Source organism: Endobacterium cereale (assembly GCF_009617585.1).
Classification (GTDB): domain Bacteria; phylum Pseudomonadota; class Alphaproteobacteria; order Rhizobiales; family Rhizobiaceae; genus Neorhizobium; species Neorhizobium cereale.
This window is the reverse complement of the sequence record NZ_WIXI01000041.1, coordinates 80,300-103,931: the sequence shown is the minus strand read 5'-3', so window position 1 is coordinate 103,931 and position 23,632 is coordinate 80,300. Positions and strand designations below refer to the sequence as shown.

Annotated in this window: 28 protein-coding genes and 1 pseudogene; 16 read left to right on the top strand and 13 right to left on the bottom strand. The window is 56.7% G+C overall.

Annotation, left to right across the window (positions count from 1 at the left end; translation table 11 throughout):
• Window positions 1–71: 71 nt before the first annotated feature.
• The 7 genes from GAO09_RS10750 to GAO09_RS10720 form a co-directional block, all read right to left on the bottom strand.
• Window positions 72–554 carry a CYTH domain-containing protein gene (locus GAO09_RS10750; RefSeq protein ID WP_153354011.1) on the bottom strand — a complete coding sequence of 161 codons (483 nt, stop codon included), beginning with the start codon at window positions 552–554 and terminating at the stop codon, window positions 72–74.
• 16 nt (window positions 555–570) lie between these two features.
• Complete coding sequence (locus GAO09_RS10745) at window positions 571–951, bottom strand: hypothetical protein (RefSeq protein ID WP_209018687.1); 381 nt, start codon at window positions 949–951, stop codon at window positions 571–573.
• A gap of 69 nt (window positions 952–1,020) precedes the next feature.
• The gene (locus GAO09_RS10740) at window positions 1,021–1,926 is read right to left on the bottom strand and encodes an alpha/beta fold hydrolase (RefSeq protein ID WP_153354010.1); all 906 of its coding nucleotides are present in this window, start codon (window positions 1,924–1,926) and stop codon (window positions 1,021–1,023) included.
• Window positions 1,927–2,195: 269 nt separating this feature from the next.
• Window positions 2,196–2,588, bottom strand: coding sequence for a GFA family protein (locus GAO09_RS10735; protein ID WP_153354009.1), 393 nt, complete (start codon window positions 2,586–2,588; stop codon window positions 2,196–2,198).
• A 38-nt stretch (window positions 2,589–2,626) separates the two neighbouring features.
• Window positions 2,627–2,854, bottom strand: coding sequence for a hypothetical protein (locus GAO09_RS10730; protein WP_153354008.1), 228 nt, complete (start codon window positions 2,852–2,854; stop codon window positions 2,627–2,629).
• 265 nt (window positions 2,855–3,119) lie between these two features.
• On the bottom strand, window positions 3,120–3,326 hold the full coding sequence (locus GAO09_RS10725; protein WP_153354007.1) for a hypervirulence associated TUDOR domain-containing protein: 207 nt from the start codon (window positions 3,324–3,326) through the stop codon (window positions 3,120–3,122).
• A gap of 10 nt (window positions 3,327–3,336) precedes the next feature.
• Window positions 3,337–3,579, bottom strand: a complete 243-nt coding sequence (locus GAO09_RS10720; protein WP_153354006.1) for a DUF2934 domain-containing protein — start codon at window positions 3,577–3,579, stop codon at window positions 3,337–3,339.
• Window positions 3,580–3,754: 175 nt separating this feature from the next.
• Between GAO09_RS10720 and GAO09_RS10715 the strand changes: the two genes are divergently transcribed.
• The 4 genes from GAO09_RS10715 to GAO09_RS10700 all read left to right on the top strand — a co-directional run bounded on the left by GAO09_RS10715 (window position 3,755) and on the right by GAO09_RS10700 (window position 5,416).
• The gene (locus tag GAO09_RS10715) at window positions 3,755–3,997 is read left to right on the top strand and encodes a hypothetical protein (protein ID WP_153354005.1); all 243 of its coding nucleotides are present in this window, start codon (window positions 3,755–3,757) and stop codon (window positions 3,995–3,997) included.
• A gap of 100 nt (window positions 3,998–4,097) precedes the next feature.
• On the top strand, window positions 4,098–4,292 hold the full coding sequence (locus GAO09_RS10710; protein WP_153354004.1) for a response regulator: 195 nt from the start codon (window positions 4,098–4,100) through the stop codon (window positions 4,290–4,292).
• A gap of 119 nt (window positions 4,293–4,411) precedes the next feature.
• Window positions 4,412–4,837, top strand: coding sequence for a hypothetical protein (locus GAO09_RS10705; protein WP_153354003.1), 426 nt, complete (start codon window positions 4,412–4,414; stop codon window positions 4,835–4,837).
• Between the two features lie 252 nt (window positions 4,838–5,089).
• The gene (locus GAO09_RS10700) at window positions 5,090–5,416 is read left to right on the top strand and encodes an oxidoreductase (protein WP_153354002.1); all 327 of its coding nucleotides are present in this window, start codon (window positions 5,090–5,092) and stop codon (window positions 5,414–5,416) included.
• Window positions 5,417–6,173: 757 nt separating this feature from the next.
• On the opposite strand, the gene GAO09_RS10695 is transcribed toward GAO09_RS10700, so the two are convergent.
• From GAO09_RS10695 to GAO09_RS10685, 3 genes are all read right to left on the bottom strand, one after another.
• Complete coding sequence (locus GAO09_RS10695; RefSeq protein WP_153354001.1) at window positions 6,174–6,365, bottom strand: hypothetical protein; 192 nt, start codon at window positions 6,363–6,365, stop codon at window positions 6,174–6,176.
• 534 nt (window positions 6,366–6,899) lie between these two features.
• Complete coding sequence (locus GAO09_RS10690; RefSeq protein WP_153354000.1) at window positions 6,900–7,256, bottom strand: hypothetical protein; 357 nt, start codon at window positions 7,254–7,256, stop codon at window positions 6,900–6,902.
• Window positions 7,257–7,316: 60 nt separating this feature from the next.
• The gene (locus GAO09_RS10685; protein WP_153353999.1) at window positions 7,317–7,484 is read right to left on the bottom strand and encodes a hypothetical protein; all 168 of its coding nucleotides are present in this window, start codon (window positions 7,482–7,484) and stop codon (window positions 7,317–7,319) included.
• 148 nt (window positions 7,485–7,632) lie between these two features.
• Between GAO09_RS10685 and GAO09_RS10680 the strand changes: the two genes are divergently transcribed.
• Window positions 7,633–8,100, top strand: a complete 468-nt coding sequence (locus GAO09_RS10680) for a DUF3597 domain-containing protein (RefSeq protein WP_153353998.1) — start codon at window positions 7,633–7,635, stop codon at window positions 8,098–8,100.
• 296 nt (window positions 8,101–8,396) lie between these two features.
• On the opposite strand, the gene GAO09_RS10675 is transcribed toward GAO09_RS10680, so the two are convergent.
• Window positions 8,397–9,965 carry a hypothetical protein gene (locus GAO09_RS10675; RefSeq protein WP_153353997.1) on the bottom strand — a complete coding sequence of 523 codons (1,569 nt, stop codon included), beginning with the start codon at window positions 9,963–9,965 and terminating at the stop codon, window positions 8,397–8,399.
• A gap of 817 nt (window positions 9,966–10,782) precedes the next feature.
• Here GAO09_RS10675 and GAO09_RS10670 point away from each other — a divergent pair.
• Window positions 10,783–11,631: a DUF932 domain-containing protein gene (locus GAO09_RS10670; protein WP_153353996.1), complete on the top strand. Its 849-nt coding sequence runs from the start codon at window positions 10,783–10,785 to the stop codon at window positions 11,629–11,631.
• A gap of 793 nt (window positions 11,632–12,424) precedes the next feature.
• Here GAO09_RS10670 and GAO09_RS10665 read toward each other — a convergent pair.
• The gene (locus GAO09_RS10665; protein ID WP_153353995.1) at window positions 12,425–12,820 is read right to left on the bottom strand and encodes an NUDIX hydrolase; all 396 of its coding nucleotides are present in this window, start codon (window positions 12,818–12,820) and stop codon (window positions 12,425–12,427) included.
• Between the two features lie 197 nt (window positions 12,821–13,017).
• On the opposite strand from GAO09_RS10665, the gene GAO09_RS10660 reads away from it, so the two are divergent.
• Both GAO09_RS10660 and GAO09_RS10655 read left to right on the top strand, forming a co-directional pair.
• Window positions 13,018–14,700: an FAD/NAD(P)-binding protein gene (locus GAO09_RS10660; protein ID WP_153353994.1), complete on the top strand. Its 1,683-nt coding sequence runs from the start codon at window positions 13,018–13,020 to the stop codon at window positions 14,698–14,700.
• 45 nt (window positions 14,701–14,745) lie between these two features.
• Window positions 14,746–15,483: an MOSC domain-containing protein gene (locus GAO09_RS10655; protein WP_153353993.1), complete on the top strand. Its 738-nt coding sequence runs from the start codon at window positions 14,746–14,748 to the stop codon at window positions 15,481–15,483.
• A gap of 121 nt (window positions 15,484–15,604) precedes the next feature.
• Here the strand turns inward: GAO09_RS10655 and GAO09_RS10650 are convergent.
• A pseudogene (locus GAO09_RS10650) lies at window positions 15,605–15,841 on the bottom strand (hypothetical protein); the annotation flags it as partial.
• Between the two features lie 366 nt (window positions 15,842–16,207).
• Here GAO09_RS10650 and GAO09_RS10645 point away from each other — a divergent pair.
• The 8 genes from GAO09_RS10645 (at window position 16,208) to tnpC (ending at window position 23,497) form a co-directional block, all read left to right on the top strand.
• Window positions 16,208–16,603, top strand: coding sequence for a helix-turn-helix domain-containing protein (locus tag GAO09_RS10645; protein ID WP_153353992.1), 396 nt, complete (start codon window positions 16,208–16,210; stop codon window positions 16,601–16,603).
• A 12-nt stretch (window positions 16,604–16,615) separates the two neighbouring features.
• Entirely contained in the window at window positions 16,616–18,409 is a 1,794-nt protein-coding gene (locus tag GAO09_RS10640) for a hypothetical protein (protein WP_153353991.1), read from the top strand.
• Window positions 18,410–18,426: 17 nt separating this feature from the next.
• Window positions 18,427–18,633, top strand: coding sequence for a hypothetical protein (locus tag GAO09_RS10635; RefSeq protein ID WP_153353990.1), 207 nt, complete (start codon window positions 18,427–18,429; stop codon window positions 18,631–18,633).
• Between the two features lie 25 nt (window positions 18,634–18,658).
• Window positions 18,659–19,822 carry a YcaO-like family protein gene (locus tag GAO09_RS10630; protein ID WP_153353989.1) on the top strand — a complete coding sequence of 388 codons (1,164 nt, stop codon included), beginning with the start codon at window positions 18,659–18,661 and terminating at the stop codon, window positions 19,820–19,822.
• Entirely contained in the window at window positions 19,819–20,496 is a 678-nt protein-coding gene (locus GAO09_RS10625) for a TfuA-like protein (protein ID WP_338015064.1), read from the top strand. Before GAO09_RS10630 ends, GAO09_RS10625 begins: the two co-directional genes overlap by 4 nt.
• Window positions 20,497–21,107: 611 nt before the next feature.
• Window positions 21,108–21,530, top strand: coding sequence for an IS66-like element accessory protein TnpA (gene tnpA / locus GAO09_RS10620; RefSeq protein WP_153353988.1), 423 nt, complete (start codon window positions 21,108–21,110; stop codon window positions 21,528–21,530).
• Window positions 21,511–21,864 carry an IS66 family insertion sequence element accessory protein TnpB gene (tnpB, locus tag GAO09_RS10615; protein ID WP_153353987.1) on the top strand — a complete coding sequence of 118 codons (354 nt, stop codon included), beginning with the start codon at window positions 21,511–21,513 and terminating at the stop codon, window positions 21,862–21,864. The genes tnpA and tnpB overlap by 20 nt, the downstream gene beginning before the upstream one ends.
• A gap of 52 nt (window positions 21,865–21,916) precedes the next feature.
• On the top strand, window positions 21,917–23,497 hold the full coding sequence (tnpC, locus tag GAO09_RS10610; RefSeq protein ID WP_153353986.1) for an IS66 family transposase: 1,581 nt from the start codon (window positions 21,917–21,919) through the stop codon (window positions 23,495–23,497).
• Window positions 23,498–23,632 lie beyond the last annotated feature (135 nt).

Genomic DNA, 23,632 nt, shown 5'->3' with positions numbered 1-23,632 from the left:
ATCCCACTGGAGAGCTGCTCCGGAAAATCCTTTCAACGACCGGATCTCATCCTTTTGTTACCTTGCCCGTCTCAGGCCACATGGTCTCGGCTCGAGAGCACGTCGGCGAGCGTGCTCGAACTGTAGCGAGTGTCACCGGTGATTTCACTCCCTGCCCACAAGGGCTTCTCAAACGAGTAGTTCTCGGACGGAAGCTCGACTTCACATGTTACCAAACCCTCCAAGTGGCCTCCGAATTCGTCGACTTGCCAGACAAGGCCTCCGTGTTCGATGTCGTGTCTGGTTTTCGACAGTGCAGGCCCCGAGGCGAACTCGGCTACCATCGACTGAGCGTCTTCCTCCTTCAGGTCCACATGGAACTCGTTTCGCGAGAAACCTCGACGAGGTCCCTTGATGGTCAGCATCGCCGCGCCGTCACATATCCGGACACGCGCTTTGCCATTCTCGTTTTCGAATCGCGCTATGAGGTGGTCAGAGATGCTGCGACGCTTGAGGCTTTGGGATCGCCAGCTATTGTCTACGACCAAGAATTTACGTTCGATTTCTACCGCCATCCTTCGACTGTCCCGATTAATGGACTTGGCCGCGCGGAGGCAGTGCCTCGGCGACCCCGTCAGCAATCGCCGCAACTGAGGCCGAACTGTGGAGCTTTGATTTCAGCTCGCTCGATATCGACGGCGCTTTTCCGTCGTCCTTGTCGTCTTCGACAGTGTCTTCCTCGACACCTAGAGACGAGAGGCGATATTTGATAGCTAGATCAAAGATTGCTTCGAGCACATACCGCTTCCTAACGTCGGGATCGGTCAAGGCCATAAGTGAGGCCTTCACGATACGCTTGCTTGACGTCTTGAGACACTTGTCCGTCACGAAGTCGTGGAGATCGGTTCCGGCCCGTCCATCGGCCGCGCCTTTGATCAAAGCTTTGTAAACGCGGTTCAGCTTCTTGTCCATCTTGTTCTCCCATTCACGACGGTCGAACGCGCCGTCTCATGAAATGGTTGCACCAAGTCGCGGTGCGCCCTACGCGGTTTCATCGAACAGGCCAGGTTCGGGTCGGTCGAGTTCGTGATCCGCTTCCAGGAAACGAATGATGTGGGCGTTCGTCCACTCCGGCTCCTCGAGATGAACCCAATGCGTCGCACTCCGATGTACGCACATCCGGCCGTTGGCACACTGGATCAGGCTTTCCTTGGCAAGCCTGAAAGCCAAGGCGCGATCCTTGCAACCCCATAAGATAAGGACCGGGGGCACGATCCGGCCGAGCGCTGGGCGGGGTTCCCTTACCAGGGCCCGGTAGTAGTTCAGCATCGCCTTCAGGCGACCCTCGGGCTGCCATTGCTGTCGATACTGCTCCAACTCATCGTCGGTAAAGATGCCTGGGCGCGCCGTCTTCGTCAGGGAATCGGCCAGCAACTTGAAGCGACCTGCACGCAAGAGTGTCTCCGGAAGCGACGGCAACTGGAAGAATGCGATGTAAGCACTTCGGATCATTTGCGACGGCATCTTGCGCATAACGTCCGCCATGACATCGAGGTGTGGCGCATTGAGCACGACCAAACGCTTTACGCGCATTGGATGGAAAGAAGCGACGACCCACGCAACTATGCCGCCCCAATCGTGGCCAATGATATTGAAGCTCTGCCACCCGAGATATGACGCAAGTCGCTCCACGTCATCGACCAGATTGGCGATGCGGTAGTCGGAAACATCAGGCGGTGCGCTGCTCTGACCGTACCCGCGCATATCGATCATCACGACCCGAAACCCGGCCTCGGCCAAGGTGGATGACTGGTTTCTCCAAGCTCGCCAGTATTCTGGAAAACCATGGAGCAGCAGGACCGGCTCTCCGTCGGGAGGCCCCTCCTCGACGATGTGAAGAGAAATGTTTTCGAGATCGACAATGCGTGAGGTCTGCGAACTTTTCATGTCGTGGCCTCGGATCACTGGAGGGCGATCCCCTACGAACAGCCCGTCGATGCTGATGTTCCCTGTGCGCGGACGCCGAAACAGACAGAATGTCGGAGTGTGGCGGCTCTACAACAAAATCGGGTGCGTGGAAGCGGCTCAGCGTGGGGTTATTGGAGGCCCGTGGCTTTTCGAGCCGAGGGTGCAGGCCTCCGCCATGCGGCAACGAGCTAATAGCTCAGACATGAGGAAATGCGAATATACGGATGCACTTCTCCACAGGATGTGGTTCAGGGCTGACGGTCGATTCCTTCCCCGGCGACCTCAACCCATTCATGCCTGCGCTTTTCGAAAATCGATCTTGTGGGCGGCGGGAAGTCTGGCTCTGCGAAGGCACCGACCGGGATCGCGAATGCGTCAGGAACGTCCTGGTTTTCGTAGAATACCGTCGACCCGCAATCGGGACAAAAGTGATACCTCGCCCACAGTCCTCCCTCGCCTACGCGTTCATAAGTTTTGAAAGTCCCTTCGACTGTCACGGCTGTTCCTGGGAACCGAGCTTGGACACCAAATGCGCTTCCGGTACGACGCTGGCACTCCAGGCAGTGGCACACCGAAACCCGCATTGGCTCCCCGTCACAGGTAACGGTTAAGCGGGCGCATCTGCATGTTGCCAGTCGCATGGCGATGTCTCCTTTTACGGTCCATATTTGCGCGACGCTCAGATTACCGTTTCGAGGTACTGTCCAAGAGACATGTCGCCGCCGATGAAATCCCTTGGATGCCCTGGTGCATCGATTGTGGCCAACGTCATGCTTTTATACGCTCGGGCGGTCGACGTGTAAAAACCAAGGTCTCTGAAACTTTGCTCGATTCCGTCTCCTGGAATGCGGTGGAGGCTGATCGCCAATCCAACAGGCTTCGAGATGATATCGGCGACATCCTTCATCGTATGGCGGCTCGGTCCTTCAACGTATCGGATTCTGATGTCCTCGACAGGACTTAACAGGCGCCTGACCGCGGCCTTTGCCAGATCGACGGGAGACACCATCGGGATTGCGAGGTCATCGGGAGAGGGCGTCGGCAAATTGCCTTGCGTCGCAGGCTCAATCAGAACGTCAAGGCTCGTGAAGTAATAGGCTCATCATTTGATTGCGCACGGTTCTCCTGTCGCCTCGACGCTGCGTTCTAAATCGAAAAGCACGGACAGGTCGCTAGGCTTTCCTGAGGGCCTCGGGTTTATGCGCCGCCCTCTTTCCGGACTTGCTACTCTCCACGATGACTTGCGGATCGTTCTTCGAGGCCCTGACCGTGTGTCCCTTGATCTTCGTGTCGGAGGTCTGTTTCTTGACGACCTTTCCCTTGGTTTCACCCTGGCTGGTTTCCCAAGTCACCTTGTCGCCTTTTTTCACATCGGTCATGGCGTCCTCCTCAATCCGGGCTGACAGCCGACGGTGGCTTGATATCGGCGGCGTTCTCAGAAACCCGGTCATCCTTGGCGAACTTGTCATCGGCCTCCTGATTGACCTTCGTCACGTCGTCCGATTGCTGTTCGACCAGCGCATGCTGGTCTTCCGCGCGCTCCCAATGGTCATCGTGGGCGCCCTTTGGGCGGCCTTCGTCTTCCCACAGTTTATACGCCCGTTCGCGGCTCTGCTGTTCTCTGTTGTCCATGGTCGTCTCCTCCTGATGGAATAAACCAACTCCCGCTGGAGCGACTCGTTCCACCCATCTCATCCGCATAGAAGTCATGAGACTGCGGCCCATGCGCGGATAACGGGCCGTCATCTGGACGCGCTATTGTCGAACCATTCACTGAATACGCCAGGCTGCCGCACGGAGATTGCGCATGAGAGAAAAGAAGCTCAAGGAAATCGAGGCGATGGCTGCCACCATCAGAGAGCTGGCCGTTCCGGGGATGAAACCGAAGGCGCTGATCGAGGCCGTGAAGGAAAAGCATCCGAAGGCCTCCAATAAGGAGATCGCGCGAGCTGCATTCCTAAGCGTGATACTTTCAGCAGAGTATGATGCCGAAGATACGCAAGCTCTCCACGATCTTGCGATGGAGACCCGAGACGACCCGACCAGCTAATACAACGATCAGCTACTTTTTAACGGGTCGAAGCTGAGCGCACTGCGGTAATTTTGAATTGGATCGTGCGCTTACGGCTTAAACGGATCGGGAGAAGTGAATGCGTAGAGTTTTGGCTGTCGATGACGAGGCATCGATCCGTCTTCCGGTTATCGACGCACGCGAGGATGCTGGCTTCGAGATCGACGAGGCGAACACGACTAACGAGGCGCTAGACATCATTCGCCGACGACACGGGAAATCAGTCAAGCAGGACGAGAGGTGCTTCGTCGGGCGATATGTAAGAGAGAGCTAAACAGAGGGCTTGCCTCCCTCGAGAAAGAGAGCATTCGCAGCAAGTGAGAATGATGAAAGCCGCTCCGGTGACGGAGCGGCTTTTTTGCGTTTTTGAGTTTCGGGTGCGATAAGATTGGCATGAAAACACGCTTCTCTCCTGCCCTTCTTTGGGGTCTCGTCACCGTGAGCTCTCCTGCCGCCGCTGCCCCGTACGAAAGCGACTACAGAGACATGTTGTGCCGTGGCATGCGTACGGAAGTTTCCTTGCCGAACGGAACGCGCGCGGACTGCATCGGGCGGAAATATGCCGTCGAGGTAGAATACTCGAACAAATGGGCCGAGGCGATCGGCCAGGCGCTGTCGTACTCTGCCGCAACGGGCAAAAAGCCTGGCATCATTCTTGTTTGCCGGCAGAACATGGGAGAGGCAAAATGCCAGTCGCATGAACTGCTGATCCGTGAGACGGCTGCGCGTTGGCGTCTTCCGATCGCCGTGTGGGCTTGTGCAGCGGATGCGCGCAGGCTTGAGGATTGCCGCCAGCATCAGCTGGCTGATGGCTGGTAAAGAAGAGCCGCTCCAGAAACGGCGGCTTTTTGTGTTTCAGGATCCTGACATACTTCTGGTCATGACTTTTGGCGTACATGGGCGGGGTACGATCGCTCTCGATCTTCGTCTAGCCGTTTTCTGTGATGTCTGCAGTCGAAGCGCCGGGGTCGCCCTGACCAGATGGCGGATTCTTGTTTGCTCCTTAGCAGGAACCATTGGTAAGTCTACATGTTCTCTCAGGGTCAAAAAAATACCAAAGAGGAACACCTGATGATTAAAATTCTCACAGTCGCGGCTCTCTCTGTCGGTCTGGCAACCTCAGCTATGGCACAGGGTGCGAGCGGCGGTTCGGGTGGCGACGGTTCAAATAGTGGTAGCGCGAACAGCGGCAATTCCAGCTCTTCGAACAACGGATCGACCGACAACGGCGCGGGCGGCAATGGCAACTCCGGCGCTTCGCAGGGTAATACAGCCGGCAGCTCGCAGTCCAACTGTGGCGCTCCAGGCGGCACGCAGGGCGCAGCACAGGCTGGCAAAGCTGACACCGCTGGTGATAAGTCCAATCCTGGCGCAGGCACCGTCGGCACGTCCTGCTAATTACTTGCAATCCTATTAAACGCCTCCTGCCGGTGGCAGGGGGCATTTTTCGTCATGAAAAGAAAAAGAGGTCCGCAAACCCTTTTGCTCAACCGGCGATAATGAATACATCCAGCCATTAAGCTGCGCTGTCGGAATGAACAAGAGACCATACTGCAACGTGTCTCAAGTACGCTTACCTCCAATCGTGGAACGTCGGCGTCTGAGGGCTGTCAGGCCGACGTCGTAAAAAAGGTGCCTCATGCACGATGCACTCATAATCTTTCTCCGCACCTCCATACTCGCTTTTTTCATTGCTTCCATTGAGATGTGGATGGCGCGGGACTGAGAGGTCCATCAGTTTTTTATCCTGATCGGTTTTTAAGTTGCGGTGCAAGAGCCACGGGCGAAAATGCAAGAAGAAGGAGCCGGCCGCTTACCTACTCGCGCGAACCCATCCCCTGATTTCGGCTAGAACCGCTTTTCTGACCGGCCAACGCAGCATGCTATCCCACCGGTCGGATACTTCCGGGATGTCGGCGGCTGTCGGCCAAATCCCCAAGACATCCTCAATCTTTACGGCGGCCCTCGCAGTAAGGCCGCTTGGCAGAGGGCGACCACCGCGGCGCTGGACGTAGATAGCGTTATCCTGCGCGATCCGCCCGATCGAGTTGACGTGCAGTCCATATCTGTCCGCGATTGAGCTCAGCCGCTCTCCAGCAGCGCGGGCGGCTGCGATGTCGTAGTTGCGGTTGGTGATCTCGATCATTGGTGCGATTTATGTGGCAGGTTTAACGCTGTACGGATCCAAAAAGAACTGTTCTGCCGCTTTAGGTTTTTTGTAGACCTTCATAAACACTTCTAGGTTGGCCCTAGACGGCCCCGAGAGGGAAAAAATCCGCTCCGCCTCTTTAGCATCCAAAGAGTATGCCTCTGTAAATTCAGGAAGGGTATAAGACTTTTCGGCCATTTGCATCTCCGCGTTCTGCGGCGAAAAATGCAATGACCAAGACTTGGTTCCGCAATCCTGCCTGCCTATTCAAGGTCCGGCACTTCGCCAGCCTGAAAAATAATGACAGGTAAGCCCTATTCGCCGATGGCCGGGTAGGCTTCTCTGCTCCAGGCGACACACCGGCTTCTTGAACGGCAATCAAGCGAGCTTCACGCTTCGCTCTTTCCTCTGTTTCTGCCTGGTGCGGATAAAATGCCGGGACTAGGTCGCATTCACCGTTTTTGTTGAACGCGGCCAGCACAATCAATTTCCCTTGTTGCTCATATCGGCGTCTCCGGCGCGTAGAAACTGTCTGTCAACGAACTTCGTTTTCGCGCCAAACCTTTTACGGCGACAGGCAATCTTATCCGTGACCTCGCGCTCTTCAGGGCGCAGTCAAGCCCACCAATTATTGAAAGCTGATCTGTTTCGTCTCGGAAAACGCAATCACTAGATGTAGTCCTTAGTATCTTCTTGTTGTTTCAGGAAACAATCATTCTCTTGCCCTTCGGTTCAGCTCTGTGAAGGCTGCGCTTCAAGCTGCAGCCATCTGCCGATGTCTTCCATGATGACCCGGCGCCCATTCTCAGAGCGAAGCAGAATCATTGCGCTGCCCTCGACGAAAGCCTTACTGGTGTCTGATGGCCATATGCCGAGGGTTTTCTCGATCGCGACCGCGGCGCGTGTGGTCAGGCCGGGAGCGACCTGTCTTCCAGCCCTTGTTTCCACCATCCAAGCATTACCCCGCGCGACATTGCTGGCATGCTGAACAGATATGCCGAAGCGATCCGCAATGATGGCAATTGGTTCCCCTGCCAGCTTCAGCACGGCAATGAGGTAGTTTCGCTCTGCTCTTTCGAATTTGTTCATGCCGCGATCTAATCCCGACACGGTCATCCATCAAGTCGCAAAGCTGCGAGGGATATTTGATCAGGTCAATTGGCTCGCAAGCTTTCGGGCCGGCGGCGCATCGTCATTGGCGACATCTTCTGCTTTGAAGAGCGGTGTGTCCGCCAATTCTCGCAGTTCATCGGCGAGCTTCATGAGTTCCCGGGCGATGGGCCCGAGTTCGGCCAGCTTGTTGTCCTGATCTGTCATGGCCGGAAACGTGTAAGATTCGTTTGCAAACGTCAATCACCGTGGCACGGTGGTTTGGCTCGCGCGGGAGCAGGATAGTTCCTTGGAACACATCTCCGTGGCAGGCATTTGATCATGACAAACTTAACAATGATCAGGGAGAACGCTCATGAGTATTTTCAGCAAGATCAAGAACGCAATTTTCGGTCATCCTGCAGCTGCGGCGGAACAGGCTTCCACTTCGCCTTCACCTTCGGCCGGGCTGCAGGTCGAGCCGTCAGCCACGACCGCTGCTCCGATCGGCGGAACGGCGCCCGTGACGCCTGCCACATCAGGCGCGGCGCCGGCAGCTTCCGCAAACACGCGCACGGCGTCACAGCCCGTCGATATTGCGCCGATCCTCGATTCAGCCGTGAAACAGAGCGGCCAAAAGCTCGACTGGAAACACTCCATCGTGGATCTGATGAAGGCGCTGGGCATGGATGCAAGCCTTGCCGAACGGAAGGAGCTCGCTGACGAACTTGGCTATCCCGGCGAAAAGGATGGCTCGGCAGCGATGAATACTTGGCTGCATAAAGCGCTGCTGAAAAAGTTGTCGGAGAATGGCGGCAAGGTACCGGCTGAACTGCTGGACTAAGGCACTCCGCTCTTTCGAGGGGCGGCGCGCAGCCGTCAGTGATCGGATGATATCATCTGATCAGTAGTTTACGGGCCATTGGAACGTGACGGCAATTTACGGTCACTTCAGGGCCCGTTTTACATCAATGTGGTTGATTTTGCGGCCAAGGGAACAAGCTTCCCAAACTCGGCTCCACTCTCTCAGAAGTTGGAGCCTCCAGCAAAACCCGGTGCGTTTCAATGTCTCTCTCCTTGTTATTGTAGAGGGAGTGAAAAAAAGGGCAGCTTGGATGTTCCTAGGCACGGAGGCTGATTTTAAGGAACGCGCGACTTCAGGTAGCCCTTATGACGCCAATGCTTGATGGCGAAACCATCATCGGCAACTCGCTCTCCTCGCAAGAGCGCTTTGTTACCACGTTCGAGATTACGCTTGGCCGCCGCAAACATGCGTAAGGCTGTGTCGAGAGCGTCTCCTCCTGCAAGCCATGGGTATGTGTATTCCTCCTCGTCGAGGTCATCCATGTGTTTGATCAAGACGCATTCCGAGCCATCTGCCATTTGGACGATCTCGAAGAACACGAGATCGGTGTCATCCTCGCTCGCCGTTACGCGCAACATTTGGGTGTCGCCCGGCTTGGCGTCGGCCTGTCGAAAAGAACAGTAGAGGCTACCCACCCACAATCCGTTTCGGTCGTCGTCGTAGAAGTCGTCATAAGGTTCAGCCAATGGCAACGCCAGCAGTCCACGCAGAGTGCCAGGATCGAGGTCTTTGCGGACACGCCGACGGTTGACAACCGATTGCATCGCGGTATCCCATCCACGTTGCACGAGGTCGTGGACTTCTGCGGGAGCAGATGTGTCGAGATATGCCCATGTCCCCTCATCCTCCACGTTCCGCCAGAGCTTGATAAGATGCTGTTCACGCGGTTGGCCAACCAGTGATTTGATCGCCGCAGTCACGCGCCCAAGAAAGGTTGGAGGCCTGTTGAACAGTCCAACAAGCACTGCGATCTTCTCATCGAGCTGGAAATAAAGCTTCCGTTCCGGCGCATTCTTGCCGTCGGGAAGCAGCATCAGCCGGATGAACAGGTCGTCCGACCAGAACTCGAGGCTACCAAGCGCATCGTCGTCACCGCCCGCGACAAGGTTATCCGCCGCCGCTACACGTCGAATGTTATCGGGGATGACGTTTTGATCTGGGAAGATATCATGGACGGTGCTGCCGCTTTCTGCCTGTTGTGGAGCCTGGATGACAACTTGTCCTGCTCGCAAGGCTGACAAAATCTCGTCTCTCGCCAGCGGCGCGGAGTCATCGTCATCGGTGATGAAGGTGCTGTCGATGAAATCTCCAAGCGCATCCGGATCGTCCAGCCGCCAGCCCTCGTCGCCATCTCGGTCAAAAATCCAGCGTTCGAAGTTGCTCACCCCACTGATCGAGAAGCTGTACTGTTCTGTCGTAAGGAACAGGCGGGCGCTGGCGTTGCCTTTAACCAGCAGTTCGCCGTGATTGTAGTCGCCCCAGAACAGGTCTTGGACATTGAAGTTTCCAGAGACATAGATCTGCTGGCCGCCCACGACCGCGTTTCGGCACGTGAGGTTGCCGTCGACGATCAAGCCGGAGGCGCCTTCGGTATCTTGGTTTCTGATGGTTCCGTCGACCGTGAGCGCACCGCGAATGAAGACAAGAAAGACGTGGTCATCGGTTCCGAGAGGATCATCGAGATCGAGACTGGCAAGTCTGTGGTCGCCTTCGAGCATGAGAACCGTTTCGTTCTCAAACTCCCGTCCCGCGCGCTCGCTCTTGATAGCCCAGCAGTCTTGCGGCAGCAGATGCCTCACCTCGGAGAACTGGACCCGCGTTGCGATACCCAAACTGCTTGCCATCGATCAACCATCACTTGAGGAACCCGTCTGCAACGTATGGCGGCGTTGAGAAGTGGAAAGTGCCGACGACGGATCTGGCCCGTGGTCTACGCCACTTGTTGGCGTGCTGCGGCGCGATTGCAACAAGAGTGCGGACTTACAACAAGTTTATCCATCGACGACCCAAACAGGCTCGCGTGACCGGGGCTGACACGGTTGGCTACGCAGACGGAACCAGATGTTCATTGGAGATTGAGAGCTCGTGCGCGGTCAATCTCGCGCTCAAGGTCAAGCGAGCTTCATTATGCGTGTCGAGGCAAGTTTAAACTGGGATTTGTCGGGCCGCAAAACGTTTGCCAGCAAGGCGGGGAGCGCCTTGTTTCGATTTCTCGCGATCTTTTTAGTGGTTTGGGCCATCCGCTCTAATCGCGGAGCGCGCTCTATGCCTGCGGCGGCACTGAACCGGCCTCTGGCTGTCTCAGCCGATCCCGGTGACGATCGTTTGGCTGACGGCAGCTCACGCAGCCGGAATGGAGGCCCGTCCCGGGCCGACTTGCATGTTTTCGCCCCTGACATCGCCAGCCACCCGGTTCAAGGGGCGGGCGCGACATAGCCGCTTGTCGCGTCGGAAAAAAGCGGCTTTCCGCCTGCGGCCGAACCTTCCGTTTTTTGCCGCCACGACCCCTTGACCCGAACACCTACCGCCGAGGAGCGGGCATTCGCCCTCCCCCCTCTGTCCGGGGGAATGTGAGAGGCCATTCCCCCGGACAGACCGGGGTGGCTTCGCCCGAGGGGGCTTACCCCGTCGGGGTAGCAACCAAAACCGCGGAGACACACCATGACCGTTTATACCGAGACCGCACGTTTCGACACTGGCCGGGCTCTCACCGAGACCGAAATGCGCCGCATTGCTCCATCCATCTTTGCCGTGACCGCTCACGAAAGCCGTTCGGAGCGCTTCATGCCTATTCCAACAATCGAGGTTTTGCGCGGTCTGATCCGTGAAGGTTTTATGCCGGTCGGCGCCAAGCAATCGCGTAGCCGCACGGAGGGAAAGGCCGACTTTACCAAACATCTCATCCGTATGCGCCGCGTCGATTACGGCAAGATCTACAATGTGGGTGATACCGTCTGCGAAATCCTTCTCAAAAACGCCAATGACGGCACCAGTGCCTACGAACTTATGGCGGGGCTGTTTCGCATCCGTTGCCTCAATTCTCTTGTCACGCAGACCGGCACAATCGATGCAATCAAGGTGCGTCATTCCGGCGACGTGCAGGCTAAGGTCATCGAAGGCACATACCGCGTGCTCGGAGAGGCTGAACGCACGCTCGCGGCTCCTCAGGACTGGGCGACAATGCGGCTCAACCGCGACGAGAAGGATATTCTGGCAGACGCCGCCCACGTGCTCCGGTTCGGCGACACCGAAGGCGAGGTCAAAACGCCGATCAAAGCTGACAGATTGCTCGTTCCTCGTCGTCACGACGATCGTGACAACGACCTGTGGACGGTCTGGAACGTCGTGCAGGAGAACGCCATCAAGGGTGGCTTGCGTGGCGTCGGCCGCGACGATCTTGGCAGGCCCCGGCGCGTCAGTTCTCGCGCCGTCAACGGTATCGACCAGGACATCAAGCTCAATAAGGCTTTGTGGCTGCTCGGTGAGCGGATGGCAGCCTTGAAATCCTGACGTGAAATGGAGAGGCGCCGTCAGTTCTGGCGGCGCTTGGCCATGTTCAGCAACTTTGCAGATCCGCGAACGGTTCACCAGCGTCGCGCCGCATCGAACGGCACGACGCTGGTTCGAGGGGAGCCCTTGCTGCCCCACCCCTCGATGCTCCCCGCCCGCCCGTTCAAAAACGGAGCGCATGCCACAGGGGCAGTCGGTCCCGCTTCTCCTTCGGGCCGCTTTGTTGAAGCTCCTGCGGCTGCCCTTTGTCCGCAGCCTGCGCGTCGAGAATTCCCGAAATCCCGTCCTTCGGCCGGCGCTTGTCTAATCGGCGGGACAACGTCAAGCTCTTTCCCGCTTATCCGCCCAGCGACGGAGTTCGATTATCGTCCCACGCCCAAATCATTCATGTTTGGCGAGGTAGGATGTTCATGACAGTTAGGTTTTCTGAACTAGCAAGTCGCTCTTCGGACCGCCGTTAACAATCTGCAAGCCTTGACCTGTAGGTGTCCCGTTCAGCGCAAGGGCCTGTGCGCCCAAGCCATGCCACTGTGAATAGTGGGCATCTCGGGCGGGTGGTCCAATCCTTTGGAATATGAACTCCCTTAGGGTGTTTAGTTGATCTCCATACCATCGCGGATATCGCTGAGGCGGAGACATGTGAGCTTGTGGGCGACAAAAACGGTGGTGAGTGGCCGGGCGATGAGCTTCTGGACGCGGGGGTTTCGAATTTCTTCTCGCGGCGGGAGTGAAACGCTACTCTCAGGGCGAAGGGATCGGTGGATTAGACCATGTCAGCACGTGATCCTCGACGTCAATTCAGGTTTTCGATTATTACCGCCCTGTACTCCGGCATGGCGAGCTCAAGTTCTTCCAGCTCGTCTTTTAAAAACCAGCCAAGCTCCGAATGCTCATGACCGAGCAATTTGGCTGCCCCACCCGTCCAGTGCCGAACGGCGTAGATGTGAAATGGTGATTTGCGTTTTCTATCATCAGCTTCGAAAAGCGTCGCGACGTGGTTGAACGCCAGAGGTGTCAATCCGACTTCCTCCTGGCATTCGCGGACGAGTGCGACATCCAGCCCCTCCCCTTTTTCTACATGACCGCCCACCAGATCCCATCGATCCTGAGACCATTTTCGGTGGTGCGCGCGCTTAACCAGCAGTGCACGATTAGCATCGATAAAAACTGCACAGACGAGGAGTGACATTGCTTTTCCCTGATTTGGCGAAGTCGAGGACAACTTTTCCTCTGCACTGCGGTTCCCGATCAAATCATGAAGTGATGGTGGCAGGACTTGCGACGTCCGTTGGTATGCAAGCGTACAGTCTCACATGTCATCGGAACAGCGATCCTGCTTGGCCGTTAAGCTTGATGCCGCGACAGGTGGAACTGGAGTGATTGCGTATGGGTAGCAGGATTTGCATCATCGGTTCGGGACCGACCGGTATCTTCACGCTAAAAAATCTAATCGTCTCACCCTCACCTCTCACTATCAGCATCTTCGAAGCCGAGCAGTATCCGGGAAAAGGAACGCCTTACCTGCCCGGTGCCAATGACCCGGTGATGCTTTCCAATATTCCGAGCATCGAGATTCCAATGCTGAGCGAAACGCTTGTCGCTTGGCTCAATCGTCAGAACGATGACTATCTTGAAATGTTTTCCATCGTGCGAACGAGGATCAACGGGCGCGAGTTCTATCCTCGCCTTGTCCTGGGTGACTACTTTCAGGATCAATTTGCAGCGATCGTGGCAGCAGGTCGAAACCGCGGCCATGACATCGACGTGCGCGCGGGTCACAGGGTGACCGATATTGCTCTGGGTATCAACGATATCCGCATGAAGGTGCGATGTGCCGAAGAAGAGTTTGACGCAGTTTTCGATCACGTGGTCATGGCCACGGGGCACAATTGGTCAGATCAAACAGAGGTCAAGCCGGGCTATTTTGCATCACCATGGCCGGCCGCGGCCCTCCAGGCTGCGGGCCACGGCAGGCTTGGAGTTCTGGGAACCTCGCTGAGCGGCATCGATGCACTTTTGACGGTGGCAACGTCATGTGGCTCGTTCGTGCTAGATGAGGCCGGAGATCTTCAATTCCAGCCCGCCGCCGGCAAAGAAAACTTCTCGGCTGCCATGATGTCGCGCAAGGGATTGTTGCCGGAAGCGGATTTCTATGGTCCGCTTCCTTATCTTGCTCCGTCCGTCTGCACGCAGGATGCCATTGAGAGGGAGATTGCTCGCGGTTCGTCGCAACTGCTCGACAGAGTATTCGACCTTTTCCGCCAGGAGATCATCGCTGCCGATCCGGCCTACGCCGCCGAGATAGGCTTAAGCCTGTTGACGGTTGATACATTTGCGGATGCCTATTACGGTCGCCGCTCTAATGTTGATCCATTCGTTTGGGCGGCCGCCAATCTCGCAGAGGCGGAAACCAATATCCGGCGAGAATTCACCGTACCCTGGCGATATGCGATCCTCATCACCCACGAAATCATCGCCATGGCTGTCCCGCATCTCGATACGCATGATCTTCAACGCTTCAACCGCGCGTTCAAGGGCATTTTCATCGACGAGTACGCGACGGTTCCACATCTGTCCATCAAGAGACTTCTGGCACTGCGCAATGCTGGACGGCTGGCGATAATCCGTCTGGATGAGAGCTACGAAATCGAGACAGAGGGTTTGGCGCGGGGTGCACGGATCCGCATGGGGGACAGGGTAGAAACCTTCGACAGTTTTATCGATGCCACCGGTCAAAGTGCACTATCGGCCAATGAGCTGCCTTTCCCGACACTCCTGCAGCAGGGCGCTGTCAGAAAGGCCACCACACCGGAGCCAACGGGATTGATGAGTGATGAACGAAACGCGATCCTCAAGCGGACAGGAGGCATTGATATCGATGAAAACTATCGGCCTTGCAGCACCGCCCCTCTCACGGATCGGCTTTACTGTGTCGCGATCCCCTTCCTCCTGCATAAACATCCTTTCGTCCAAGGTATCACGAGTGCTGCGGAACTGGGCGAAACCGCAGCGCGCACCATTCTGGCCGACATAAGCCAATCCGTGACGCCTGCGCTTCTAACGGCGTAAACGCCATCATCTGGAACAACACGCGCGGCTAGGCATTGGCGATTCATGATCCCGATCGGTAGAATTCTGGAAATATGGCGCTACCCGGTCAGCTCGCTTGGCGGCGAGATGTGCGATGCGGCCATTGTCGAATCGAACGGATTGCATGGGGACCGGCAATACGCCCTCTTTGATCCATCGTCAGGGTCGGTCGCCTCGCCTGAAAAAGAGCCGCGATGGCGACCTGCGTTGTTTCTGAACAGTGCACTCGACGCGGACGGGCCAAGGATCGGCTTTCCCGATGGGTCTTGGTACCGACTGACAGATCTGGATTTGCTGCCCATGCTGAGCAGTCATTTTGGTTTCGACGTGGTTGTGGGGCGTTATCGAGATGGAGATGAGCGAACCGCATTGCTTCCACGCGTGAACAATCGCTACGATGTCGCTTCCATCCACCTCATAACCACCGCCTCATTGAACGAGCTCGAAAGAAAAGCGACCGGGACAGCGATAGATCGCCGCCGTTTTCGACCCAATGTACTGGTCGAAGTGGAGCATGAAGACGGTTTTGCAGAAACGGCGTGGCTTGGTGACACGCTGCACATCGATCGTGCTGTGGGGAAAGTAACCGAGCCGACCAAACGCTGCGGCATGACGTTCATTCCCCAGCCCGGGCTTGATGAACAGGCCGAAATTCTCAGGACCATTGTCCGTCACAACAAGCGATCGCTGGGCATCTACTGCGAGGTAATGAAACCAGGAAGAATCGAGCTTGGAGCATCCGTCGTTCGGGAAGAGAGCTGAATCAACGTCTGAAACTCGGGATCCTGCTCGCTCAAAAGCGGTCGGCGTGCCTTCTCGACTGTTTCGACGCTCAGATGCGAGACGCCAAGCACGATCGAGAATCAACATAACTGCTGTAGCTTCAGCGATCTGAGGGAAAGGTGAGATCCTTTTTGCTCTCGTTCAGGAATGCTTCCAAGTCAGCAATGCTTGTCTTGACATCCTCGAATTTCGGGATGTCGCCAAAGATCATTGCAGACATGCGATCATAGTCCCGAGCGAGCCTCTCACGAATGTCTGGGGTGGGTTGAAGGCGATAACTGCCGGGAACAGCGCGGTCGTAGCGGTGATCTGGTGACCGAAACATAAGCTCCTTGTGCACCTTAACAACCAGAGCCGGCATTCACGCCCTAACATGGACAGATCATCAAAGCATTTTTGCCTTTGTCCGCCTTCGCCCGTCGAAGCTTCATGTTTGACCGTGGTACCGAGTTTGCCGGTTTCTGAGCTTTAGAAGACGGAATGGTGCCCACAGCTGATCTGGGATCCGAGCCCACTATGGCCAAAGGGAGGCGGCAAAAGTGCCAAAAAGCACATCCGCCGTTTCATACCAAGGCAGCAACGGGCTTGGTTCGAGGCAAGGACACGGCGGAGTGTTCTTCCTTCTTTGGTTGAATGAATATTCTCTACTTGCAACCCGGAAATTGTTGAGCGAGATTGAATTTGTTTTGGACAGGATGTAGTCGTGACAGGCAGCAAATCTGCGAATGAGATCGATGCCCATGTCGGGAGGCGGATTGTGCTGCGCCGGAAAAATCTCGATATGACGCAAGCGGCCCTCGCCGCCGCGATCGGCACGAGCAACTATCAACTCGCAAAATACGAGCGCGGCATGAACCGCGTTGGAGCAAGCCGTCTCCAGGAAATTGCCGACGCTTTGAAGGTACATGCCGCCTGGTTCTTCGCTGACGATCCTATGCCGGCTTTTCCACTTCAATCGACGTCGAATACCGATCTTGAGCTCAGGTTTACGAGCTCCTCGCAAGAACGGGAGTTGAATGCCGCCTTCGAAGCGATATCGAACCCACCGTTACGAGCTCAAATCATCGCGCTCGTGAGCGCTCTGGCGGCAGAGATTTGAGCGAGCCACGTCATGGTCTACCATCTGTATCTGCACGAAACTGTCCAACTCGCTGACGATAACAACATCACGGTTGCTGTCCCGACCAAGGGCCTAGCCTGCCTCGCATATCTGCTTGTGAAAAACAAACCTGTCTCGCGGCAGGAGCTGGCAGCATTGTTATGGCCGAATTCGACCGTTGAAACAGCTTATACGAACCTGCGGTCTACGCTGTCACGTATGCATGGCGCCCTGCGGGGAAGCCCTCCATTGATATTGGCCGACGCGACCCACATCTCCCTCGTTGAGACCAGTCTGAAATCCGACCTCGGGATTTTCGAGGTTCAAAAAATCGACCATGTCTCGATCAGCCTGATGCTGAAGATGGTCCGACATCCATTTCTCAAGGCTTTGTGCCGTGAACTTCCTTTTTCGTTGGGGCCTTTTATCGCCGAGGTTCAACAGCATCATGAGCACTTGCTGCGAATTGCACTCGTGTCTTTCTCAAAATGTGCAAAGTCCGAAGAGGAGCAAATACTCGTCAGGGACGCCGCGCTCATCCTGCTGGAGCGCTATCCCGCGGATGAATTTCTAAGGGGCTTGCTTGGGCCTCGTGTCCGCCTGTCCTCGCCGACTGCATCACGCATCGAAGTGGAAATGCAGGGGAAAAATGCTCATCCAAAAGAACGCCCACCACGTTTGGCGCTGCTGCCACCGAATGCAGATGGAAGCGGGGAGCGCTACGAGATAGCAGTCGGTCTGATCGAGGATGTGACGGTCGCTCTTTGCTGCGAACGCGAGATCGCAGTTGTCGCACCCTATACCGCCGAGCAGATCCGGCGCGAGGCAGATAAGGTGGAGGCCCTTCAGAGACACAATGTCAGCTATGTCATGGACTGCCATGTGTCGCTGCGCGGCCTATTCGCACAATTGATTTTCCTGCCCACGGATGAAGTAATCTGGGCAAATCGTTTCGAGCTTCGAGGAAGCAGCCTCGTCGAGGTCAGAAATGAGATTGCTTTCAATGTCCTCGAGGCGATCAAGGCCCGTATATGGGCTACCGGGCCCCGCCATGCCGATTTTGAGGCCCATCCGGAAGCCTATCAGGACTATCTTGTGGGCCTCCAGGGTATGGGCGGGCTTCAACTTGCGAGTATTCGCCGCGCACGCAAATTTTTCCGACAGGCCCTTAATCGGCATGCCGGCCTTGCGGTCGCCAACAGCGCTATGTCGCGAACGCACGCGCTGGAATGGCTGCTGACCGCTCGCGGTGACCACCAACTGCTGGACAAAGCGGTAGAGTTCGCGGAAATCGCTATTCAGCTGGACCCCCTCGGGGCAGACGGGCATCGGGAACTCGGTGTCGCGCGACTTTATCTTGGTGACCTCGATGCCAGTATCGCCGCCCTCCACCATGCCGAACAACTGAGCCCTCATCACGCTGATGGCTTGTACAGTTACGGGGACACGCTTGTGCACGCTGCCAGGCCAGCAGATGCGCTCGCAAAGCTGGAAACGGCTCTATCTCTCAATCCGCTTGCGCCGGACGCCTACCACTGGAGTGCTGCCGGCGCCTGCTATTTTCTTGAGCGATACGAGGATGCTCTCGCGCATGTCGAAAACATGAAAGACAAGACGGCCGCTGATCGCATAGCTGCCGCGAGCCATGCCATGCTCGGAAATAAGGGAAAGGCGCAATATTTGCGCCGGCGTTCAATGGGCAACAATCCGACTTTTGATGTTGATGCCTGGACAGCGATGATCCCTTTCAAAGAAGCCTGGCAAACAGCCCTGTACCGGGACGGCCTCAAGAAGGCCGGTTTTTGAAAAAAGGAGAGAAGCAAATGGCAAATACCGTTGTTTTCAAACTGACAGGCAGCGATGACGTCTGGGTCGCCGACCTTGCCGAAGGAACCGTGAAATCGGTTGCCCAACCGGCGGGGACGGACTTCGAAACGTCCTCTGATGAAGCCTCCTCGTTTACGGGTATCGAATTCGCCAGTGTGGTCGGCGCACCGAGCCAGGCATTCGCATCTCACGTCGACTTCTAAGCAAATGCCCGCGCGCGCGACATCAATGAAATCCGATCGGATTATATCAGCATCAGAAACGCTCGCGCGGGTACACCCCTTTCTGGCTGGGTACGGCATAACCCGTGTTGCCCGACACACCAATCTTGACAGTCTGGGCATCCCCGTCTGGTGCGCTTACACGCCCAACAGCAAATCCCTGGTCATATCCAACGGCAAAGGACTGAATGACGACGACGCGCGAGCCTCCGCAGTCATGGAAGCGATCGAGCGCGCCATTGCCGGTGATCCGGAATGTCAATTTCTGACTGGAAGCATCACCGACCTTGTCGCCGGCAATGTCGAGCCACTGAAGTGCCCGGAACTCTTGGCCAAGGGAAGCAAGGTACCACCGGATGAGCAGGTCCAAACATGGATCGAGGGACGTTGCGTCTTTTCCGATGGGCCCGTTGCCGCGCCTGCCGACGCCATCATGCTCGATCGGACACGCAAAACACCGTACCACATGACGTCTGATGGGCTGGCGTCCGGCAACAACCAAGCCGAAGCAATTGCTCATGCGCTTCTGGAGCGGATCGAGCGGGACGCTTTCGTTCTTTGGCAACTCTCGTCCCCACAACGTCGGCATGCAACCGCGGTCGATACGAATTCGATCACCTCTTTCGCAGTGCGACAACTCCTCGACACCATCGCGAAATCAGGGCTTAGGCTGCAATTGTTTGACATCACCTCCGACATCGGGATTCCAACCTATCATGCTCTTCTCGGCCCGAAGGATCTCCGCGAGCGATGGCAGCCGCGACATTTTGAGCTGACAGCCGGCACGGGCACGCATCCGAGAGGCGAGCGGGCGATCGCACGTGCGATTACGGAGGCAGCACAATCACGGCTGACCTATATGTCCGGTGCGCGTGACGACCTTTACGCGGAGGTCTACGAACAGCGGCTCAAGACAGATCTCATGGAGTTGTTTGAAGCTGCTGCGAGCCGGGCCATCGAAATCTCCGATCCCGTAGATACTGACCTTCTTGAAATCACGTTAGCGCATCTGCATGCAGCTGGTATTAACAGGGCCTACGTTTTTCCATTGAGCTTGGAGAACAAGCCATTTTCTGTCGTCAAGGTCGTGGTTCCAGACCTCGAGAATCTGCTTGGTGCCTTTGACAGGCCCTTCGGCCATCGCGCGCTGAAAAGGATCCTGCGACGGTGAGGGTAGCCTTTGTCGGACCAAGCCTCCCTAACGCTGCCGACCTGGTTCCGGTGACGACAACGATCCGTCCTCCGGCGGGGCTGGGCGATGTCGCTCGTGCCGTCGATGAAGGCGCATCGGCGATCTGCCTGATCGACGGGTACTTTGAAGATCGGGCCCCGGTGCGGCACAAGGAGATCCTGTTTGCGCTTAGCCAGGACGTCGCGGTTCTGGGGGCTGCCAGCATGGGAGCATTGCGTGCCGCAGAATGTGCACCATTTGGCATGCGGGGTCTCGGCCGGATTTACCAAAGCTATATTGATGGCACGACGGATGACGACGCAGACGTTGCATTGCTGCACGCGCCAGTTGAGTTTGGCTACGCACCCATCACCATTCCGTTCGTCAATATAAGGGCAACGTTACAAGCACTGGTATCGTCAAGTGAGTGTACGCAATCCGAGGCCGTTCAGGTAGGCGAGCGACTTCGCTCCGTATTCTACAAGCAGCGTACATGGAAGCGATTGGAGCGTGAGGTCGGGAGCGATTTCGCGGGCAGCATTCGACGCTTTTACGTTGATCAGAAGAGGTTGGATGCGCTGGAGGCTCTGGCAGCGCTTGGCAGGGACATAGGCGCACCCGTGCCGACATGGTCGTTCAACTGCACCGACCAGTTCAAAGCATCCCTCGATTGAACGAGGCAGCAGTATGCATTCTTGAGGGGTGCAACGCTGCTGCAACGCGACTGACACGGCGATCTTGCTTATACGTGTGCATGTTCGAAAATGACGAGGGCACCGTGAACAAGATAAATCCTGACCTGGTCGCACTTGGCCGCCTGCTCTGCTATGCGCATGACGAAGCGCTTCGGCTCGGCGCCGATGAAGCTGCGTTCTGTCTGGAGCAATCGATCGCCGACATTCATACACGGTTAGAGAAACACGCCGGGTTGACGCCTGTCCGAACGTCGCCGGTCCAAAAATATTTGCGACAGTAACCTGCCACAAAATTTCGGGATCGTCTCCAATCCGGCGACAGCCTAGCCGTGGGTAGTGCGATGCCCACTGATTTTACCATCTGGCCGGCAAGTGCGGCAGATTGCCAAGGCCAATTTGCAACATCAAGAGCAGTACCTGTGTGATCCGGGCTAGCGAACCGGTAATGACCGACGCACCGAACCTGGGTACTTTCGTGAGGGAAATCCATGACCGGCGCAGACTGGTGGTAAGCGCGAATTTCTGCGCACCTTCTGAAGCGCAGTGCTCTCAGGCATGAGGTGTCCACCAAAATAAGTGGACACCAAAACATGGATGAAGATGCTCCTAAACTTCAGGTGCGGCTTGTTGGTCGCGATGGCCGCCGTCGATATGACCCTGCTTCGCGTGATCGGCTCGTTGCAGCGTGTTTAGAGCCTGGCGTTTCGGTCTCTCGACTTGCGCGGGAACATGACGTGAATGCCAATCTCGTTCGCAAGTGGATAAAGAAGGCCCTGGAACAGCGTCCTTCGCCATCGGTCGCGGCCTTCGTTCCAGTTCAGATTGCTCCAGCTATGGGGCCGCGTTCTGGCGGCGATTTAACGCCGAAGAGCGTGGCGGTGGGCAAGCCGTGTCATACATCCAAGGTGAGCGCGCTCCTGCCGAACGGGATCAGCCTGACCGTTGAGTATGACGATGAGAATGGGCTGGCCGCAATCATAGGAGCGTTGGGTCATGTTCAGACTGAGCGCTGATCTGAAGGTCTACTTGCATCGGGAGCCGATCGACTTCCGGGCCGGCATCAACAGCCTTGCGGTCCTGGTCCAGGAGACGATGGCATTGGACCCGTTTGCCCCTGCGGTGTTTGCCTTCTGCAATCGCCGACGTGACCGGATGAAGCTGCTGTTCTTCGATCGGTCAGGCTTTGTGCTCGTGCTGAAGCGGTTGACGGAAGACAAGTTCCGATGGCCGCGGCGAGAGGTGGCGGTGGTTACACTGACGACCGAGCAACTGCACTGGATTCTCGACGGGATCGATATCGATGCGATGATCCGCCATCCCGTGCGGCAATATCAGATCGCCGGCTGAGGTGGCGCGTTGATCTGTTGACGCGGCGACGCGGTTCAGATTCAAAACCGGGATGACCCGAGCCGGCGAACCTGATGTAGCAGAGCTGATGGCGCAGTTGGCGGCAAATGCCGCCGAAATCGCCGCGCTCAAAGCCGAGAAGGAAGTGCTCTCGCAGCGGGTCGTCAAGCTGGAAGAAGAACTGGCGCTCGCAAGGCTGCATCGTTTTGCACCCCGCAGCGAAAAGCACGTCGATCGCATCTTCAACGAGGCCGAAGAGGATGATCCTGATGATGGCGACGAGGTTGTCGCCGATCTCCCGGATACAGGCTTTCCAGCAGTCGAGAGTGTCGCGGTTAAAAAGCGAGGCCGCAGACCTCTGCCGGAAGACTTGCCGCGCGAACGTGTCGAATACGATCTGCCCGACGATCAGAAAGCTTGCCCTTGCTGCGACAGTCAAATGCATCGCATGGGCGAGGCCGTTACCGAGCAGCTTCATATCGAGGTTAAGGCAAAAGTCCTGCAGAACGTGCGGTTCAAGTATGCCTGCCGCCATTGCGACCGCACCGGGATCAATACGCCGGTCGTGATCGCGCCGATGGCGGCGCAACCCTTGCCGGGCAGCATCGCCACCGCCTCGACGCTGGCCTTCGCGCTCGTCCACAAATACGTCGATGGCACGCCGCTCTACCGCGTGGCTCAGACATTCGAGCGGGCCGGCGTTCCGATCAGCCGAGGCGCTCTCGCTCACTGGGTGATCGGCTCGAGCGAGAAGCATCTTCACCGCATCTATGATGCGCTGAGATTGCGGCTCAGGTCACAGTCTCTCATTCACGGTGATGAGACGACCGTTCAGGTCCTCAAGGAAAAGAATAAGGAAGCCACCAGCACATCGTATATGTGGGCTTATCGCAGCGGCGAGGATAGTGACGAGCCGATCGTGCTTCTCGATTATCAGCCCGGCCGCGGTCAGATTCACCCACAGACCTTCCTTGGCAAATACCGCGGCATACTCATGACTGATGGCTATACCGCATGGCGCACATTGGATGGTGCTACCCATGTCGGATGCATGGCTCATTCCCGGCGGCGCTTTGTCGAGGCCCTCAAAACCAGGAAGAATGGAGGCGGACCGCCGGAACAGGCACTCCGGTTCTTCGAGCAGCTCTACCGGATCGAAAAGCAGGCGCGAGAGAGCAAGCCCAACGCCGGTGAAACGCAGGCCGATTGCGTTCGCCGTTTCCGGCAACAGCATAGCTTGCCTGTCCTGAACGCACTCAAGTCATGGCTCGACAATATCGCGCCGAAGGTCGTGCCGGATACCAAGCTCGGCGATGCCGTGTCCTACACCCTGAACCAATGGGGTTATCTGACGCGCTACATCAGCGACGGCAGGATGCCGATCGATAACAACATTCTGGAACGTGACATTAGAGTTTTTGCGACCGGAAGAAAATCGTGGCTGTTCAGCGACACCGCTGACGGAGCAAAGGCCAGCGCCGTGATCTACAGTCTCATGCTGACCTGCCGCGCCTGTGGCGTCGACCCACTCATCTGGCTGCGCCATGTGCTCACTGAGTTGCCGCAGCGCGACGAGAATGCCGACATCGGCGACCTAATGCCCTTCAACTTCTCCAAGGCCTCCGCTGCCTGACAGACCAGGATATCGCTTCGAAAAAGGCGCTGGTTCTGAGATGCCGCCTACGGCAAGGTGCATGGAAAATCGCGCTTACCCAGCGGCCGCAGCACCTGGGGAAGATTCAAACGGCACTATTGGGGAGTATTGCTC

Bases quoted from the DNA above. Each gene is read 5' to 3' on its own strand.
- GAO09_RS10750 (WP_153354011.1), bottom strand. From the start codon at position 554: ATGGCGGTAGAAATCGAACGTAAATTCTTGGTCGTAGACAATAGCTGG.
- GAO09_RS10745 (WP_209018687.1), bottom strand. From the start codon at position 951: ATGGACAAGAAGCTGAACCGCGTTTACAAAGCTTTGATCAAAGGCGCG.
- GAO09_RS10740 (WP_153354010.1), bottom strand. From the start codon at position 1,926: ATGAAAAGTTCGCAGACCTCACGCATTGTCGATCTCGAAAACATTTCT.
- GAO09_RS10735 (WP_153354009.1), bottom strand. From the start codon at position 2,588: ATGCGACTGGCAACATGCAGATGCGCCCGCTTAACCGTTACCTGTGAC.
- GAO09_RS10730 (WP_153354008.1), bottom strand. From the start codon at position 2,854: ATGAAGGATGTCGCCGATATCATCTCGAAGCCTGTTGGATTGGCGATC.
- GAO09_RS10725 (WP_153354007.1), bottom strand. From the start codon at position 3,326: ATGACCGATGTGAAAAAAGGCGACAAGGTGACTTGGGAAACCAGCCAG.
- GAO09_RS10720 (WP_153354006.1), bottom strand. From the start codon at position 3,579: ATGGACAACAGAGAACAGCAGAGCCGCGAACGGGCGTATAAACTGTGG.
- GAO09_RS10715 (WP_153354005.1), top strand. From the start codon at position 3,755: ATGAGAGAAAAGAAGCTCAAGGAAATCGAGGCGATGGCTGCCACCATC.
- GAO09_RS10710 (WP_153354004.1), top strand. From the start codon at position 4,098: ATGCGTAGAGTTTTGGCTGTCGATGACGAGGCATCGATCCGTCTTCCG.
- GAO09_RS10705 (WP_153354003.1), top strand. From the start codon at position 4,412: ATGAAAACACGCTTCTCTCCTGCCCTTCTTTGGGGTCTCGTCACCGTG.
- GAO09_RS10700 (WP_153354002.1), top strand. From the start codon at position 5,090: ATGATTAAAATTCTCACAGTCGCGGCTCTCTCTGTCGGTCTGGCAACC.
- GAO09_RS10695 (WP_153354001.1), bottom strand. From the start codon at position 6,365: ATGGCCGAAAAGTCTTATACCCTTCCTGAATTTACAGAGGCATACTCT.
- GAO09_RS10690 (WP_153354000.1), bottom strand. From the start codon at position 7,256: ATGAACAAATTCGAAAGAGCAGAGCGAAACTACCTCATTGCCGTGCTG.
- GAO09_RS10685 (WP_153353999.1), bottom strand. From the start codon at position 7,484: ATGACAGATCAGGACAACAAGCTGGCCGAACTCGGGCCCATCGCCCGG.
- GAO09_RS10680 (WP_153353998.1), top strand. From the start codon at position 7,633: ATGAGTATTTTCAGCAAGATCAAGAACGCAATTTTCGGTCATCCTGCA.
- GAO09_RS10675 (WP_153353997.1), bottom strand. From the start codon at position 9,965: ATGGCAAGCAGTTTGGGTATCGCAACGCGGGTCCAGTTCTCCGAGGTG.
- GAO09_RS10670 (WP_153353996.1), top strand. From the start codon at position 10,783: ATGACCGTTTATACCGAGACCGCACGTTTCGACACTGGCCGGGCTCTC.
- GAO09_RS10665 (WP_153353995.1), bottom strand. From the start codon at position 12,820: ATGTCACTCCTCGTCTGTGCAGTTTTTATCGATGCTAATCGTGCACTG.
- GAO09_RS10660 (WP_153353994.1), top strand. From the start codon at position 13,018: ATGGGTAGCAGGATTTGCATCATCGGTTCGGGACCGACCGGTATCTTC.
- GAO09_RS10655 (WP_153353993.1), top strand. From the start codon at position 14,746: ATGATCCCGATCGGTAGAATTCTGGAAATATGGCGCTACCCGGTCAGC.
- GAO09_RS10640 (WP_153353991.1), top strand. From the start codon at position 16,616: ATGGTCTACCATCTGTATCTGCACGAAACTGTCCAACTCGCTGACGAT.
- GAO09_RS10635 (WP_153353990.1), top strand. From the start codon at position 18,427: ATGGCAAATACCGTTGTTTTCAAACTGACAGGCAGCGATGACGTCTGG.
- GAO09_RS10630 (WP_153353989.1), top strand. From the start codon at position 18,659: ATGAAATCCGATCGGATTATATCAGCATCAGAAACGCTCGCGCGGGTA.
- tnpA (WP_153353988.1), top strand. From the start codon at position 21,108: ATGGATGAAGATGCTCCTAAACTTCAGGTGCGGCTTGTTGGTCGCGAT.
- tnpB (WP_153353987.1), top strand. From the start codon at position 21,511: ATGTTCAGACTGAGCGCTGATCTGAAGGTCTACTTGCATCGGGAGCCG.
- tnpC (WP_153353986.1), top strand. From the start codon at position 21,917: ATGACCCGAGCCGGCGAACCTGATGTAGCAGAGCTGATGGCGCAGTTG.